We start from the raw sequence: 16,003 nt of genomic DNA, 5'->3' as shown, positions 1-16,003 counted from the left end.
GCAGTACCCGGCGCGCCGGCGCGGGCCGGGCGACGGCGTGCGGCTCGGGATGCGCGTGCTGTTCCACCTGGTCTTCGGCGGCCTCGCGCTGCTAGCCATCGCCACCGTCGTCTCGGTGCTGGGCCCGATCGCCGTCCTGAACCTCGCCACTCCGGCGATGTCGGCCTGGTGGACGGTCTTCACGGCGGTCGTCGTCCAGGCGATCCCCTTCCTCCTGCTCGGCACCCTCGTGTCGGCGTCGATCGGCGCCTTCGTCCCCGAGCGCGTCTTCAGCAGGCTGCTCCCGAGCAACCCGGCACTCGCCGTACCCGTCGCCGGAGCGGCCGGCGTCGTACTGCCGGGCTGCGAGTGCGCCTCGGTCCCCGTCGCGGGGAGCCTGATGCGGCGCGGTGTCACCCCGGCCGCCGCGCTGGCGTTCCTGCTGTCCGCGCCCGCGATCAACCCGGTCGTCATGGTGGCCACCTCGATCGCCTTCCCGGCCGCCCCGATGATGGTCCTCGCCCGGCTGCTCGCCTCCCTCGCGACGGCCGTCGTGATGGGCTGGCTGTGGGTCCGCTTCGGACGCGAGGAGTGGATCCGGCTGCCGAAACAGGCCCGTACGAAGGCGGACGGCTCCCGCTGGGACGGCTTCCGCGCCGGGCTCCAGCACGACTTCCTGCACGCGGGCGGATTCCTGGTGCTGGGCGCGGCGGCCGCCGCGACCTTCAACATCGTGGTCCCGAGGTCCGTCCTGGACCTCTTCACCGGCTCCCCGTGGCTCTCCGTCCTGCTGCTCGCCGTACTGGCCGTCGTGCTGTGCGTGTGCAGCGAGGCCGACGCGTTCGTGGCCGCGTCCCTGACGGGCTTCTCGCCCACCGCGCGCCTGGCCTTCATGGTGGTCGGCCCGATGGTCGACCTGAAACTGATCGCCCTCCAGGCGGGCACCTTCGGAAAGTCCTTCGCCGTCCGCTTCTCCTCCGTGACCTGGGTGGTGGCCCTCGTGAGCAGTGTCCTGGTCGGGTGGTGGCTGCTGTGAGGCGTTTCGGGCCCGCGGTCCTGCTGCTGCTCAGCGGCGCGGCGGTACTGAGGATCACCGTCCTCAGTGATCTGTACCTGCGATACGTGCAGGCGGGGCTGAAGGTCTACCTGATTGCCTCCGGGGTGGTCCTGCTGACGCTGAGCGCGCTGAGCGCCGTACGAGCGGCGAGAACACCGGACGACGGTGACGGCCACGACGAACCCGGTGACGGGGATCCGGACCACGGCCACGACGAGCACGGTGACCACGACCCGGACCACGGCCACGATCATCACCGCACCCCCCGCATCGCCTGGCTGCTCGCCGTCCCCGCCGCCGCGCTGCTCCTCTTCCCGCCGCCCGCGCTCGGCTCGTACAGCGCCGACCGCGAGGCCGAACAGCGCGCCGCGCAGGGCGTCGGCACCTTCCCGGCGCTGCCCGCCGGGGATCCGGTGGCCCTCACCCTGGGCGAGTACACCTCGCGGGCCATCTACGACAGCGGCGGGTCGCTGACGGGCCGGACGGTCGAGATGACCGGCTTCGTCACCCGGGGCGACGACGGCACCTGGTACCTGGCCCGGCTCCTCATCACCTGCTGCGCGGCGGACGCGAGTACGTACAAGATCGAGATCAGGGGCGCCGACGCCCCCGCGAACGACACCTGGGTCACCGTCACCGGCACCTGGCACCCCAAGGGCGAGCTCGGCTCCGACGAGGCGTGGCCGCCCGTACTGGACTCCACGTCGGTGCGGAAGGTGAAACAGCCGGCGAACCCGTACGAGCGCCGTTGAGCCGTCGGCCCCGCGTCACGGCGTGACGACGGGGAAGGACTTGTCCGGCTCCGAGGCGTACGAGAAGAGGCGGGCCAGCAGCTCGGGGTCGCCGTCGGTCTCGACACCGGTGAGGCCCTGGCCCGCGAAGACGCCGAGCAGCTGCGCCTTGGTGAGGGTCAGGGTGAGACCGGCGTGCGGCTTCGGGGTGTGGTGGACGGGCATCGCGCGGTGGGTGAGGGCGCCGTTGTGGAGGTTCACCCGGTGGCGGTGGTTGTCGTCGGTCACGACGAGGTCGATCGTCAGGTGGTCGTCCCAGGCGCGCGGGCCGTCGATCCGGACGGCGAGCGAGTCGAGGAGCATGCTCACGGGGAGGGCTGAGGCCATCTCGGCGTTGGCGGTGTCGATGACGACCCGGCCGGCTCCCTGGCGCAGTTCGAGGGCGGCCGTCAGGTAGTAGTTGCGCCAGGTGCCGTTCTCCGAGCCCTGCCCGAGGCTGTCGTAGACGTTCGCGAGGGTCTCCTTGGCCTCCGTGTTCTCCGGTTCGGCGAACACCAGGTGGTTGAGGAGCGTGGCGGCGAAACGCAGGTCGCCCTCGTCGGCGTACGCGCGGGCCTTGGCGAGCGCCCACTCGGTGCCGCCCGCCAGGTCGACGTAACGGCGGGCCAGTTCGACCGGCGGGTGCTCCCAGAGGTGGGCCGGGTTGCCGTCGTACCAGCCCATGTAACGCTGGTAGATCGCCTTGACGTTGTGGCTCAGCGAGCCGTAATAGCCGCGCGCGTGCCAGGACTTGTCCAGCGCGGGCGGCAGCCGCATCTCCTCGGCGATCTCGGGGCCGGTCAGGCCGTTGTTGAGCATCCGCAGCGTCTGGTCGTGCATGTACGCGTACAGGTCGCGCTGTTCGGCCAGGAAGCGGATGACGTTGTCGTGTCCCCAGGTCGGCCAGTGGTGGGAGGCGAAGGCGACGTCGTAGGCGTCGTCGAAGAAGTCGATCGCCTCGTCGAGGTAGCGGGACCAGATCCGCGCGTCGCGGACGACGGCGCCGCGCAGGGTCAGGATGTTGTGCATGTTGTGGGTCGCGTTCTCGGCCAGGCACAGCGCGCGCCGCTCGGGGAAGAGGAAGTTCATCTCGGCCGGAGCCTCGGTGCCGGGGGTGAGCTGGAAGACGATCCGGACGCCGTCGACCGTCTCCTCCTGGCCGGTGCGCGTGATGTCCACGGTCGGCGCGATCAGGGTGATGGTGCCGGTCGACGTGGTCGTGCCGAGGCCCGCGCCGAGCTGGCCGTCGGGGGCCTTGGGCAGCCGGTCGCCGTACATGAAGCTCGCGCGGCGGACCATCGCGTTGCCCGCGTAGACGTTCTCGCTGACCGCGTGCTCCAGGAAGCCCGCCGGGGCGAGGATCGGCACGCCCTCCTCGGTGCCGTGCGGCAGCACACCCCGGGCGCCGCCGAAGTGGTCACCGTGCGAGTGCGTGTAGATGAGCCCGGTGACGGGCCGCTCCCCGCGGTGCTCCCGGTAGAGCCCGAGCGCCGCCGCCGCGCACTCCGCGGAGATCAACGGGTCGACGACGATCACCCCGCGCTCGCCCTCGACCAGCGTCATGTTCGAGAGATCGAGCCCCCGCACCTGGTACACACCCTCGGTGACCTCGTACAACCCCTGCCGCGCGCACAGCCCCGCCTGCCGCCACAGACTCGGATGCGCGGTGTCAGGGCAGCCGCCCTCGTCCAGAAACGCGTACGCGTCCCCGTCATAGACGACCCGCCCCTCCCCGTCCCTGACCACCCCGGGAACCAGCGCCGCGACGAACCCCCGATCAGCGTTCTCGAAGTCGATCCGGTCCTCGACGGGCAGCTCATCACGCGACACGGCAGTCATACGCCCAGCGTGCGCGGCGGGGTGACGGGGGGCGAGCGGTGTGGGCCGTCCGGGGCGGGGGCGGCAGAGGTGACGAATCGCCGCCAACCGGTCGAGGTCGGCGTTAGGGTGACCAGGACGTGCCGAGTGTGAGGCGCGTCACGCACTTTTTCGATAACAGGCCGCCGGGCTCGCTCCCGGCCGGCTGTGCATCTGGGGGGCCTCATGCACGAGATGGTCAAGGGTGGCAACGTCGGACTGGGTTCCTTGAGCGAGGACACCGGTTCGGTGATGGTGAGCCTGAGCTGGAGCAGCCCGACGGGGGAGGGCGACGCGGACGTCTCCGTACTGCTGCTGGCCGCCGACGGCAAAGTGCGCGCGGACACGGACTTCTACTTCTACAACAACCCCGTCGCGCCCGACGGTTGTGTGCAGCTCCTGGGCAAGTCGCCGACGTCGGACGGCGACGAGGACCGCATCACCTTCGACCTGACCGCGATCCCGCCGGAGGTCGAACAGATCGTCGTGGCGGCGAGCCGCCACGGGGGCGCGAAATTCGGGGATCTGCACGACCTGCGTCTGACACTCGCCGACGGCGCCGGGGAGGAGTTGCTGCGGTTCTCCATCGAGGACGCGGGGGCGGTCGGCGCGCTGCTCTTCGGCGAGTTCTACCGCCGGGACGGGGACTGGAAGTTCCGCGCCATCGGACAGGGCTACGAGTCGGGTCTCGCCGGTCTGGCCTGCGACTTCGGCGTCGACATCGACGACGAGGAGGAACCGGAGGCCGCGCAGGACACGGAGGACGCGCGGGACACGGAGGACGCGCGGGCGGTGGCCGCGGTGATGGTCGTGGAGACTCCGGTGCCGGCCGTGGTGGTCGCCGTCCCGGCGCAGGCCGTGAGCGAGCCGGTGGAGGTGGCGGTCGCCGTGAAGGTCGCCGCACGCCCTCGTACCGCCAAGAAGAAGGTCACCCTGCCCAAGGTGGCCAAGAAGTCCCTCGCCGAGAACGACTCCTGGCGGACCGCCCGGCTCTTCCCGGCCCCCGCCCTGAAGAGCGACCGGGAGCGCGAGACCCGGGCGACGTCGGTACTGCTCTCGGTGATGGCCCAGGTGCCGGAGTTCGGGCGCAGGCTCACGGCGGCCTTCGGAGCGCCGGCCGGGCGGATGGAGACGTTCACGGAGGTCTCGCTGCCGAACGGCGACTCTCCGCGGCGGCCGGACGGCGTGATCCGGATCGAGCGGGCGGGCAAGCTGTGGACCGCGCTCGTGGAGACGAAGACGAACGGGAACCCGCTCAAGCCGGATCAGGTGCAGGCCTACGCCGACATCGCCGCCCGGCGGGGCTACGAAGCCGTGATCACGCTGTCCAACGACGTGGAACTGGACGGCACTCCGCTCGTCGACGTCAAGACGGACGGACGACGCAAGAACAAGATCGCGCTCTGGCATCTGTCATGGGCCGAGGTGACACATCAGGCACAGATGCTGATCCGCCACGAGGGCCTCGCCAACGCCGCGCACGCGTGGCTGCTCCAGGAGCTCCTGCACTACCTCCAGCACGAGAACTCCGGCTGCCACGGCTTCCAGAACATGGGCCCGGCCTGGGTGCCCGTCCGCAAGGGGATCGACGACGAGACCCTCTGCCAGGGCGACTCGCGGGCCGTGGTCGTCGTCGAGAGCTGGGAGCGGCTCGTCCGGCAGGTCTGCCTGCGGCTGGGCGGCGAACTGGGCCAGAAGGTGCTTCCCGTTCAGCGCGCCAAGCGCGGTACCGATCCCCGGGCCCGCCGCGCGGCGATGGCGGACCAGCTCTGCCTGGACGGAAGACTCGACGCCGAACTGCGTATCGAGGGGACGCCCGGAATTCTGGCGCTCTGCGCCGACCTGCGCACGGGCAAGCTCCGTACGTCCATCGAGATCGCGGCGCCCGAGCAGGGCTACCCGCTCACATGGGCCAAGCGACTCGTCCGCCGGCTGGACGAGGCCCCGGCCGACCTGCACGTGGAGACCCTCGTCGAGGGCCGGACGGCCGGGCCCCGGGGCACCCTGGAGCGGCTGCGCCCCGAGCCGGCGGACATCCTGCCCAAGAACGGGGCGCAGATCTCCGGTTTCCGGCTCTCCCTCTTCAGGGGGATGGGCAACACCCGCGGCAACGCGGAGAGCGGCTTCATCCGCAGCGTCGATGAATCCGTCGACCGTTTTCACACGAACGTAGTCGTCCACCTGCACCGCCGCGCGCCGCGGGCTCCGCAGGCTGTGGAGGCGGCTTTCGCGGGGTGAGGTGGACGGGGGTGGTGGTGGAGGGGGGACGGACTCACCGCGGGTGGGTCAGAGTCGGTCCATCCGGGTGTAGGGGCTGAGGACGCGGACCTGGCGGGCGCCGAAGTCGACGAGCATCGCGATGCCCTCTTCGACGCCGACGATCGTGCCCAGGCCGTACTGGTCGTGGGAGACGCGGTCTCCGAGGCTGAACTCCTTGGCCACGGGGACGACCGGGGCGGCGAAGGGGCTGGTGGGCAGGTGGCGCCGGGGCGCGGATGGCTTCGTCATCGTAGAACCAGTATGGGCCCTATTTTTTCGCGCGGTAGGGCTTGAAGGTCTCGATCCCGGCTCTGCGCGGAGTTGATCTCGGCTCCGGGCGAGGCCGGTCCGCTCAACCGTTCGGGTCCGCGTCGTCGATCGGCCTGGTTCGCGGGACGGTCCCCCGGGCGGGCACGCGGGGGACGAGACAGAGGTCACGGCGACGGGATCACGCCGCTCCATGATCTCCCCCGGCTTCCCCGGCGACCGGCGCCATTCGCGATCACCCGGTTCGGCGCCGGGTCAGCCGACGAGCAGCTCGCTCTTCAGCTCCCGCAGTTCCCGTCCGCTGATGCCCAGCCCGTCCTTCAGGTAGGTGCCGAAGTCGCCGTACTCGTCCGTGACCTCGTCGAAGCCGGAGTTGAGGTACTCGGCCCGTACGTCGAGGAGGGGCTTGTAGACGGCGGCCTGGGCCGGCGGCATCGCGGCGAGGGCGGCCTCGTTGGCGGCGGCGCGGTAGGTGTTGCTGGCCAGGTAGTCGGCCGTCACGGTGGAACGGGGGACGCCGAGGGCCGTGAGCAGCGCGGCGCTGGACCAGCCGGTGCGGTCCTTGCCGGCCGTGCAGTGGTAGAGGACACCGTCCTTGTCCGCGACGCCCGTGTAGACCGCCGTGTACGCGGCCCGCGCGCTGTCGCCGCTGACCATGTACTTCTCGCCGTCGACCATCATCTTGACGGCCTCGGCCTCGGTGGTCGGCATGGCGGTGAACGTCGGGGACCCGGCGAGCACGTCGGCGACGGTGTAGGTCGCGCCGGACGGCACCCGGTCGGGGGCCGCGGTGCGCTCCGACTCCATCCGCAGGTCGTAGACGGCGTGGATGCCGAGGCGGCCGAGCTTGCCGAGGTCGGCGGCGGTGAGCTTGTCCAGGGCGTCGGAGCGGTAGATCTCGCCCATCTTCACCCAGTGGCCGTCCTGGGTGCGGTAGCCGCCCGCGTCCCGGAAGTTGACGGTCCCGTCGAGCTTGATCAGCCGGTCGGCCAGGTGCAGCGAACCGCCGCGCTCCGGGACCAGGTCGAACCACTGCCGGTCGGCCGCGGCCAGCCCGCGCACGGTGACGTCACCCCGGGAACCGCCCCGCGCGACCACGTGGCCGCCGGCCCTGACGACCACCTTGCGCACGCCCGGCGCGTTCCACACGATCCGGTACGAGCCCTCCGCACCGGCGGTGACCGTCGCACTGGTGAACGGGATGCGCTGCGAGCTCGCGTGCGCGTGACCGTGCGCGGGGGCCGCCGAGGCCACGGGCGCGGTGACGGAGGCGGAGGCGGAGACGGCGGCGAGCGCGAGGGCGACACCGGCGGCGGAGGTGATCTTCATGACCTGGATGCTTTGCGGCGCGAACGAACTCCCGATGTATTTGGACTGGCGTTCTAACGGACCCCGGATGTCGGACCGGCGACGGGGCTGGGCGCCTTCCAGGCCCCGGGCGCCAGCCGGCTCCGTACCTCCCAGTTGACACGGAAGGCCAGGCCGAAGGCACCGGCGGGCAGCTGGGCGGTGCGGGGCGGGCGCTTGCCCTGTGCCGGGTGCTGCGCGAAGAGGGCGACGGTGACGGCGAGCCGGCCGTCGTACGTGGTCTCCCACCGGGTGCGGGTTCCGGCGCCGCCGGTGTGCGAGCCCGTGGCCCCGGCGCCGGCGACGACGGGCGCGTCCACGCCCTCGCTGTAGAGCTGCTTGGCGATCGCCTCACCGGCGAACGGCTCCATCGCGGTGCGGGTGCGGGGCTCGGTCCGGTGCACGGTCCGCCCGCCCCGGGTGATCTTCGCGACCGTGTACGGCTCCGCGTACGTACCGCGGTCCGCGACCGTGGCCCACGCCGACGCCAGCTCCATCGGCGTGGGCGCTGCGCTGCGCGCCAGGTCCGTCAGCGGCGCGCCGAGCTTCGTCACGGCGAACGGCCCGAGCGCCGTGCCCGCCTCCACCGCGCCGTCCAGCGCGTCGTTGAAGGGCTGCCGCGCGTAGTCCGCGCCGCCGTACAGCACCCGCACCGCGCCGTCCCCCGGCACCAACGCGACCACGGCGGCGTGCAGTTGGCGGTCCCTCGGGGACGGCCCGGCGTCCTCCACGAGTTCCGCCGCCGCGTTCTGCGCGGCCAGGTCGAAGGTGGTGCGGACGGTGTAACCGCCGCGCGCCAGCTCGTCCTGGCTGATGCCCAGGCGGTCGGCGGCCTCCGCCGAGGCCACGTCGATCAGGTACTGGCGCTGCCCGTCGGTGTCTCCGGGCGGATAGAAACGGAAGGCGGGGAAGCGGGCCGCGCTCCGCTGGGCGGCCGTGACGGCGCCGCTGTCGGCCATCGCGTCCAGCGCCCACTCCCACCGCTCGACCAGCGTGGCCGTCACCTCCGGATCGGAGCCCGCCTTCTCGTAGTACGAGGGGATGTTGACGATGCCCGCGAGCGCGGCGCCCTGACTGACCGTCAACTCCTTTGCGTCCACGCCGAAGTAGTTCCGGGCGGCGGCCTGGATGCCCGCCGCCCCGCGCCCGAAGTAGACCGTGTTGAGGTAGCCCTCCAGGATCTCGTCCTTTGACCGGGTGCGGTCCAGCTTCACCGCGATCAGGGCTTCCCGAGCCTTGCGGGAGAGCGACTGCTCCGGGGTCAGCAGCGCGTTCTTCACGTACTGCTGGGTGATCGTCGAACCGCCCTGCCGGGCACCCCCGGTCAGCGCGGCGAGCGCCGCCCGCGCGATCGCGGTCGGCGCGATGCCGTTGTCCGTACGGAAGGACCGGTTCTCGGCGGCGATCACCGCCTCCTGCACATGGCGCGGCACCTGGGAGAGAGGCACCTGCCGGCGGTCCACCGGCCCCCGCCTGCCCAGGTACTCCCCGTGCGAGTCGACGAAGACGGTGCTCTGCATCGCCGTCTCCGGGTGCGGCTCGGGAATGCCCGTCATCTCGTACGCCACCACGACCGCGCCCGCGACGGCGAGGAGCAGGGCGAGGAGTACGACGAGCACACGCCGCAGCCGACGCCCGCGGGTACGCCGAACCCGCCTGCGCCGGTCCCGGAGCCGACGCAGGAGACCGGCGCGAATCCGTCGCACGACACCAGGACGGTCCCGGTGGACTGCACCACCAGGTCCGTCCGGGCGTACGGCATCGGGTCCGTCCCGGTGTATGGCACCGGCTCCGGTCGGGCTGGCGGCGCCAGGACGGTCCCGGCGGACTACGGCACCTGGTGCGTCCGGGCGTTCGGCATCGGGTCCGTCCCGGTGTATGGCATCGGCTCCGGTCGGGCTGGTGCCACCAGGACGGTCTCGGCGGACTGCGGCACCTGGTGCGTCCGGGCGTTCGGCATCGGGTCCGTCCCGGTGTATGGCATCGGCTCCGGTCGGGCTGGCGGTGCCAGGTGCGTCCCGGCGTACCGCACCACCAGACCCGCCCCGGCGTACGGCACCGGCACCGCCGCGGATCCGGCGTACGGCACCGGTGCGAACGGCCGCCACCGCGTCGCGTATCGCGGCCCTCACGCGGAGAACTCCTGGGTCGCGATCACGCCGCCCGCGGAGTCGTACACCGTGACTCTCCGGGTGACCCCCGTCGCCGCGTCCGAGGACGACAGCAGGGCCTGCGGCACCTTCACCTCGGCGTACCAGACGCCCCAGCCGGGCCGGCCGGCCAGCGTGAGTGCCGTGCCGTCGAGGTCGCCCGCGAGGGTCTCGACGGCGACGCGGGACGGCTCGCCCTCGCCGTAGAAGATGCCGGAGAGGAAGAAGAGGCCGTTGTCCTGGCCCGATTCCTGGAGGCTGACGCCAGGGGTGCTCAGGTCGAGGTTGCCGTCGGTCACGCTGCGGAACTGGGTGGGCTGGTCCGGCTCCGACCAGTGCTTGCCGTCCTCCGTCAGCCAGATCTCGACGCCGGTCGAGACCTTCACCCGCTCGCCCGGCGTCACGACCCGCACCTTCCCGGCCCGCGACGCGGAGACCGAGGGCCGGGGACCGGAGCTCGCCGCCGGCGGGTCGACCCGCTCGCTCCCGTCCGAGGCGTCCGGGGAGATGCCCCCCTGGAGCACCACGACCGCCAGCGGCGCCAGCAGCACCCCGCAGGCGCCCCCCAGCACGGCGGCTCTGCGGCGCCGCTTGCGCCGCCTGCCCTCGCGTTCGATGGCGGCCAGCGGGACCACGGAGGGCGTGACGTCGAGAGCGGCCTCGGCGAACACCTCACGCAGCAGCTCGGCCTCGGCCGGTGAAGTCTGGTTACGGGAGGGGCGGTTCATGGGCGGGCTCCGGGGACGGGATGACGGCCGGCGAACAGGGGGTGGGCGCGCAGCGATTCGAGCCCGCGCCGCGCGTGGGTCTTGACCGTGCCGACCGAACAGCCGAGCACCTGGGCGATGTCGGCCTCGCTCAGGTCGTCCCAGTAGCGCAGCACCAGCACCGCGCGCTGCCGCGCCGACAGCGAACTCAGCGCCTGGCCGAGCGCCGCGCGCTGCTCGATCTCCTCGGCGTGCCCCGGCTCGCGCTGGTGCATCCGCTCGGGCAGCAACGGCGTCAGCAGATGGACGACACGTCTTCTGCGCACCCGGCTGCGGTTGTTGTTGACCAGCGAGCGGCGTACGTAGAAGTCGACGTCGTCGCGCGGGATGCGCCGCCAGCGGGCGTACACCTTGGCCAGCGTGGTCTGGACGAGATCCTCGGCCTCGTGGAAGTCGCCGGTGAGCATGTGCGCCGTGCGGACCAGACGGGGCCAGGAGGCGGCGGCGTACGCGGCGAAGTCACCGTCGGGGGACACGGTCCGGGGCCCGACCTCGGGGGTGGCGGATGAGTTGGACTGCACGGCCGGCGGTGTCCTCGGAATCGGTTGCGTGGGGGGAGGAGGCGGTGCGGGGGAGTCGAGACCTGAACAACCCGACTCCCCCGCCCGCGGGCTCAGTTCAGCCTGAGCTGGGAGTAGACCCGCCCTCTGGTGTCGTGGACGGTGACGGAGCGGAGGTCGTCGGATCCGTCCCCGCCCGCCGGCACGTCGGCGGTGGCGTACCAGACACCCCAGCTCGGCTTGCCCGCGAGCTCCAGGAGCTCACCGTGCACGGTCCCGGCCGACGTCTCGACGGCGACCCGTGAGGCGGTGCCCTTGCCGCCGTAGTAGAGGCCGGACAGGACGTAGTGCCCCTGGTCGCCCTCGGCCTGGAGCGAGACGCCCGGCCGGCCGAGGTCGATGTTCCCGTCGGTCACACTGCGGAACTGCGGCTCCGGATTCCCGGGCGTCGTCCAGAACTTGCCCTCGGCGGTGAGCCAGAGCTCGAAGCCGGGGGCGCCCGTGACGTGTTCGCCCGGCGCGACGATCCGGGCCGAAGGAGCGTGCGCGGTGGTGCCGTGCGCCGCTGTCCCCGGTGCGGCGGCGTACGACACCGTGGGCGCCCCCACCAGCGCGGCGGCGACCGCCGCGACGGCCACGTACTGCTGTATCCGTGTCATGAACGGACAACTCCTCTTGTCGCGCGGACCCTTGGGGCCCGGATGAGCTTGGAGTACTGCTGGAGTACTGCTGGACGAGAACCGCGGGACACGAGTACCGCGGTGGGTCGGAGGGCGCCTCTCCACCCGTTCAAACTCCCGCCGGGCACAGGCCGGTTGACACCCGCGCCGGGTTTTCTCCGGGCGGTGGGTCACCCCAGCGCGCTGCCGGCCCGCCACTCCTCCCAGCTCGCGTTCCAGTCGCCGTATCCGTTGCCGACGGCGACCGTGTCCTTTGAGCCGACGACCGTGACGACGTCGCCCGGGATGACCTCGTCGTAGAACCGCTTCGCCGTGCCGTCCGTGGCGAGCCCGACGCAGCCGTGCGTGACGTTCTGCCGCCCGGCGTAGGTGTTCGCCTTCGGGTTCTCGTGCAGATAGGTGCCCGAGGTGGTGAGGTGCACGGCATAGGAGTAGTAACCCGCGTACGCGTCGCCGTAGTTGACGGTGCGCGAGTCCATGAAGACCTCGCGCTGTTTGTCGGAGACGACCATCGTGCCGTTCCAGGTCTCCATGCCCGGGGCGCCCGTGGTCACGGGCACGGTCCGGGTCCGCCCGTCCTTGACGACCTTCATGGTGTGGCTGCGGACATCGACCGTGGCGACCAGCGAACGGCCCACGGTGAACGTCCGGGTGATCCCGGCGCCCGCCCGGACGGTGACCTCGGTGCCCGGGGTCCAGTACTCGCGCGGCCGGAAGTCCACTCGCTGCCCGTCCAGCAGATTGCGGTCCTTGACCCAGCTCCAGGAGCCGTCGACCCCGGCCTTCACCTTCAACTGCCGCTCGGTGTCGGCCCGTTCGGAAGCCGGTATCGCACGATCGAAGGTGACGGATATCGGCATGCCGACGCCGACCGTCTGCCCGTCGGCGATGTTGATGTGCGCGCCCTCCAGCGCCCTGAGCGGCGTCCGGGTGGGCGTGGGCTTCGCCGTGACACTCGGCCTCGCCTCCGCCACCCGGGCGTTCGCCTCCCGCGACGGCCCCCCGGCCGCCGCCTGTGCCGAGCAGCCGGCGAGCGTCAGCGCGCACAGCGCCGCCGCGCTCGTCGCGCGGGCCGCCCGGCCGCTCCTCACTCCCCTGCCCCTCGGTGTCGTCCTGGTCCCCGTGGTCATCCCGATCCCCCTGTGATGTGTTTCGATGTGCGACGTACGGGACCTGTACGCACGGCACCGACCGCCGGGTTGCACGGGACTTGGGATTTTCCGGAAACTCCGGCGGGGGGCATGACCGAGGAAGAGTTCGACGCGTTCTACGCGACCGCGTTCCCCCGGCTGACCGGCCAGCTCTACGCCTTCACCGGGGACCACGGCGAGGCGCAGGACGTCGTCCAGGAGGCGTTCGTCCGCGCCTGGGACCAGCGCCGGGAGCTCCTTCTCGACGGGGCGCCCGAGGCATGGATACGGACGGTGGCGATGCGGCTCGCGGTGAGCCGCTGGCGCCGTGCGCGCCGCTGGCTGGAGCTGGTCCGCCGGAATCCGCCGCCGCAGCAGGTCCCCGGGCCCGGCCCCGAACGCGCCACTCTCGTCGCCGCGTTGCGCACCCTGCCCGAGCCGCAGCGAATGGCCCTGGTTCTGCACCATCTGTGCGACCTGAGCGTCGAGGAGGTAGCCTCCGAAACCGGCGCCCCCGTGGGGACGGTCAAGGCCCGGCTGTCCCGTGGCCGGGCGGCGCTGGCCCGGGAACTCTCGGCGGATTCGGCGGGCGCGGCGGGTGGCAGGGACTCGGGGAGCCCGGCCCGGCGGGCGGGCTCCGACGGTCCGGTCGGCGAAGGGGAGAGGGAGGACGACCGTGTCCGATGAACTCACCTCCGGACTCGTCGCGGAACTGCGCGAGTTGGCCGCCACCGGGGAGACACCTCCGCCGGTGTCCGGCGCGGAGATCCGCGGCAGGGCGGTACGCCGCCGACGCCACCGCCGTACGGCCACAGCCGCCGCCGGTGCCTCCGTCCTCGCCGCGCTCGCCCTGGTCGTGTCCCTGAACCTCGGCGGCGGCACGGACGGACACCCCGGCCCCGCCGCGAGCCCCACCGGCGTAGCCAGCCCCGCCGCCGCGGCGGACGCCACGGTCGACCTGTCCCGGCGGGTGGTCACGGTCGCGGGCCGCGAACTGCCGCTCTCCTCCGGCGCCCCGGAGACACCCACGGCGACGGGCCGCATGACGGTCGCCGCCAGGACGACCACGAAGCTGGTGCCGGCGGACGAGCTCGGCTTCGCGGGCTATGACATCAAGGTCTCCTGGTACGTCGAACTCCGCGCCCCCGACGGCACCACCAACTACATCGCCGGCCTCAACTACGACGACAAGGCCCCCGGCAACTACGACCTCACGTCCGGCTGGATCGGCCTGCGCCCGAGCGACGCGCAGTGGCTGTACGGGCAGTTGGAGGTGGGATCCGTGGTCGACATCGAGGGATCCGCGTCCTCGGCGGCGAACGCTCCGTCGCCGGCCTCCCCGACCCCCACGGCCGCGTCCGGCGGTGCCGTGGAAGCGCCCACGGCCATAGCGTCGTGACGTCCACGGGCTCCCCGCCCGTTGTCAGCCCTGTTCGGCGCCGGAGCTGGGCCGGTCGGAGGGCCGGTCGGTGGGCCGGGGTGCGGGCGGCCGGTCGGTGAGGACGTCGTGGAGGTGCTGGGTGCCCAGTTGGACGGCCTGCGCGGTGAAGTCCTCCTCGGCGCCGCCCAGTCCGCCGTTGGTGAGCGAGACGGCCCTGTCCCCGACCCGCACGGCGGCGAAGTCCAGCGTCAGCGTCGGGGTCTCGCCGTAGAGGTCGCCCTCGGCGCTCACGGTCATCCGCAGCCCCTCGCGCGCGTCGCCCACGCCCGGCAGGGCCGCGGGCCGCACCCGTACCGTCTGCCGGACGCCCCTGACATCGGTGGACGTGAACTCCGCGCACTTCTCCGGCAGCGTCCGCAGCCAGGCCATCTTCGCGTCCACCTCAGCCGGAGCGCCGTACGCCGCGACCTGGTAGCGCAACTGCGCCTCCGTGTCGCTCTCGTCGAGGCCCACGACCGCACCGGGGCCCTTCGGTTTGCCCAGCAGGTCCTCGGCGTACAGGCCGTCGAGCAGCCGCTGGCAGTCCGGGACGTCCGTCCTGCCCTTGAGGAGACCGTCCCGCCAGGTCGCCCCGCCCTGTGTCGCCGACCACCGCTCACCCAGTTCGGCGGGACCGAGCAGGGCGTCGCGGGCCTGGGTGACGGTGAGCGAGAAGGTGGCCGACGCGGCGGGGGACGAGGGGGCGGCGGGGGACGCGGTGGGCCGTTCGTTGGTCGGCTCCACGCCCTGGACGCCCGAGCAGGCGGACGCCGACACCAGGACGCCCGCCGTCAGCGCGGAGGCGAGAACACGGGAGGGACGACGGTTCATGGCGGGGCCTCCTGGTGGCGCGAGAGTTTCCACGCCACCACCGGACCCCGGCGCCCACCAGCGCACCGGTCCGTCCGGGTGAGTCCGGGTTGGGTCCGGTGGGTCCGGGCGGGCGAGGCCGGGTGGGTCACGGGTGCGACACGCCGGTCAGCCGGCCGACACGCGGACCCGCCGGCTCCCGCATCTCGTGCACACCGCGTCGTTCAGCGGCGACCTGACGGCGGCGCCGTCCTCGTCGACGTACTCCTGGGTGGTCTGTCCTGTGGGGTCGAGCGGGTCGGTGAAGAACATCACCTGGAAGGTCGCCTCCCAGGCGTGTCCGCAGTTCCCGCAGGCGAACGCGAAGGTCTCGGAGACCGCGCCGGGCTCGGTCGTCATGTCTCCAGCGCACCCCCGGCGGCCGGGCCCGGCAAGTCGGGAGCGTGCCTGGCGGCGGCCGGGGCAGGTGATCACTGCGCCCGGCGGGGATGAATATCTGTCCTGGCGGAGAGAGAAATTTGGATCGCACTGCGGGGAGTTTCTTTATTCCCCCGAGAGGGGTGAGATAGCGCGCCCACATCGGGCTCATCCCGTGCTAGTGTCGATATCAGTTGCAGTTGTGGTTCCCAAAGTCTTGGAGCTTACTTCCCGGTCCGTACCGGGCGGTTCGCTTCTGAATATCCGGTGCTTTTTCCGGAGGGGGCAACATCGCGCAGACGCGGACCCACACAGTGTGGGTCCTCGAGCTTTGCCCCGAAGGAGATTTGACATGGCTACTGGCACCGTGAAGTGGTTCAACGCGGAAAAGGGCTTCGGCTTCATCGAGCAGGACGGCGGCGGCGCCGACGTCTTCGCCCACTACTCCAACATCGCCACCCAGGGCTTCCGTGAGCTCCAGGAAGGCCAGAAGGTGACCTTCGACGTCACGCAGGGCCAGAAGGGCCCCCAGGCGGAGAACATCGTCCCCGCCTAGTCCGGGACCCGCTGACGCCTGACTTCTGAGTCGGTCG

16 protein-coding genes are annotated in these 16,003 nt (G+C 72.0%); 6 read left to right on the top strand and 10 right to left on the bottom strand.

Annotated elements, in window-relative coordinates:
* Positions 1-49: 49 nt before the first annotated feature.
* Positions 50-1,015: a permease gene (locus ACIP79_RS06285; RefSeq protein ID WP_401220905.1), complete on the top strand. Its 966-nt coding sequence runs from the start codon at positions 50-52 to the stop codon at positions 1,013-1,015.
* The gene (locus ACIP79_RS06280; RefSeq protein ID WP_401220028.1) at positions 1,012-1,788 is read left to right on the top strand and encodes a TIGR03943 family putative permease subunit; all 777 of its coding nucleotides are present in this window, start codon (positions 1,012-1,014) and stop codon (positions 1,786-1,788) included. Before ACIP79_RS06285 ends, ACIP79_RS06280 begins: the two co-directional genes overlap by 4 nt.
* 15 nt (positions 1,789-1,803) lie before the next feature.
* On the opposite strand, the gene ACIP79_RS06275 is transcribed toward ACIP79_RS06280, so the two are convergent.
* On the bottom strand, positions 1,804-3,645 hold the full coding sequence (locus ACIP79_RS06275) for an alkyl/aryl-sulfatase (RefSeq protein WP_401220025.1): 1,842 nt from the start codon (positions 3,643-3,645) through the stop codon (positions 1,804-1,806).
* 213 nt (positions 3,646-3,858) lie between these two features.
* Here ACIP79_RS06275 and ACIP79_RS06270 point away from each other — a divergent pair, with 213 nt between their 5' ends.
* A complete protein-coding gene (locus ACIP79_RS06270) occupies positions 3,859-5,901 on the top strand; it encodes a TerD family protein (protein WP_401220902.1) in 2,043 nt (680 codons plus the stop codon).
* 48 nt (positions 5,902-5,949) lie between these two features.
* Here ACIP79_RS06270 and ACIP79_RS06265 read toward each other — a convergent pair whose 3' ends face one another.
* The 7 genes from ACIP79_RS06265 to ACIP79_RS06235 all read right to left on the bottom strand — a co-directional run bounded on the left by ACIP79_RS06265 (position 5,950) and on the right by ACIP79_RS06235 (position 12,724).
* Entirely contained in the window at positions 5,950-6,171 is a 222-nt protein-coding gene (locus ACIP79_RS06265; protein ID WP_081218430.1) for a hypothetical protein, read from the bottom strand.
* A gap of 273 nt (positions 6,172-6,444) precedes the next feature.
* Complete coding sequence (locus ACIP79_RS06260; RefSeq protein WP_401220022.1) at positions 6,445-7,518, bottom strand: tyrosine-protein phosphatase; 1,074 nt, start codon at positions 7,516-7,518, stop codon at positions 6,445-6,447.
* A gap of 53 nt (positions 7,519-7,571) precedes the next feature.
* Complete coding sequence (locus ACIP79_RS06255; protein ID WP_401220019.1) at positions 7,572-9,155, bottom strand: transglycosylase domain-containing protein; 1,584 nt, start codon at positions 9,153-9,155, stop codon at positions 7,572-7,574.
* Positions 9,156-9,664: 509 nt separating this feature from the next.
* Positions 9,665-10,414 carry a hypothetical protein gene (locus tag ACIP79_RS06250; protein WP_401220016.1) on the bottom strand — a complete coding sequence of 250 codons (750 nt, stop codon included), beginning with the start codon at positions 10,412-10,414 and terminating at the stop codon, positions 9,665-9,667.
* On the bottom strand, positions 10,411-10,974 hold the full coding sequence (locus ACIP79_RS06245; protein ID WP_401220013.1) for a SigE family RNA polymerase sigma factor: 564 nt from the start codon (positions 10,972-10,974) through the stop codon (positions 10,411-10,413). Before ACIP79_RS06245 ends, ACIP79_RS06250 begins: the two co-directional genes overlap by 4 nt.
* Positions 10,975-11,066: 92 nt before the next feature.
* Entirely contained in the window at positions 11,067-11,612 is a 546-nt protein-coding gene (locus ACIP79_RS06240; RefSeq protein ID WP_401220010.1) for a hypothetical protein, read from the bottom strand.
* A gap of 191 nt (positions 11,613-11,803) precedes the next feature.
* A complete protein-coding gene (locus ACIP79_RS06235; RefSeq protein WP_401220008.1) occupies positions 11,804-12,724 on the bottom strand; it encodes a L,D-transpeptidase in 921 nt (306 codons plus the stop codon).
* A gap of 150 nt (positions 12,725-12,874) precedes the next feature.
* Between ACIP79_RS06235 and ACIP79_RS06230 the strand changes: the two genes are divergently transcribed.
* On the top strand, positions 12,875-13,450 hold the full coding sequence (locus ACIP79_RS06230) for a SigE family RNA polymerase sigma factor (RefSeq protein WP_401220006.1): 576 nt from the start codon (positions 12,875-12,877) through the stop codon (positions 13,448-13,450).
* On the top strand, positions 13,440-14,162 hold the full coding sequence (locus ACIP79_RS06225) for a L,D-transpeptidase (RefSeq protein WP_401220003.1): 723 nt from the start codon (positions 13,440-13,442) through the stop codon (positions 14,160-14,162). Before ACIP79_RS06230 ends, ACIP79_RS06225 begins: the two co-directional genes overlap by 11 nt.
* A 24-nt stretch (positions 14,163-14,186) precedes the next feature.
* On the opposite strand, the gene ACIP79_RS06220 is transcribed toward ACIP79_RS06225, so the two are convergent.
* Both ACIP79_RS06220 and ACIP79_RS06215 read right to left on the bottom strand, forming a co-directional pair.
* A complete protein-coding gene (locus ACIP79_RS06220; protein WP_401220000.1) occupies positions 14,187-15,014 on the bottom strand; it encodes a hypothetical protein in 828 nt (275 codons plus the stop codon).
* 147 nt (positions 15,015-15,161) lie between these two features.
* Positions 15,162-15,392: a hypothetical protein gene (locus ACIP79_RS06215; protein ID WP_383679988.1), complete on the bottom strand. Its 231-nt coding sequence runs from the start codon at positions 15,390-15,392 to the stop codon at positions 15,162-15,164.
* 370 nt (positions 15,393-15,762) lie between these two features.
* Here ACIP79_RS06215 and ACIP79_RS06210 point away from each other — a divergent pair, with 370 nt between their 5' ends.
* On the top strand, positions 15,763-15,966 hold the full coding sequence (locus tag ACIP79_RS06210) for a cold-shock protein (RefSeq protein ID WP_010986199.1): 204 nt from the start codon (positions 15,763-15,765) through the stop codon (positions 15,964-15,966).
* Positions 15,967-16,003 lie beyond the last annotated feature (37 nt).

Origin of the sequence: Streptomyces sp. NPDC088747 (assembly GCF_044751025.1) — a bacterium.
GTDB lineage: Bacteria > Actinomycetota > Actinomycetes > Streptomycetales > Streptomycetaceae > Streptomyces.
The sequence above is the reverse complement of the archived record's forward strand: the minus strand, read 5'-3'. Positions and strand labels throughout refer to the sequence as shown.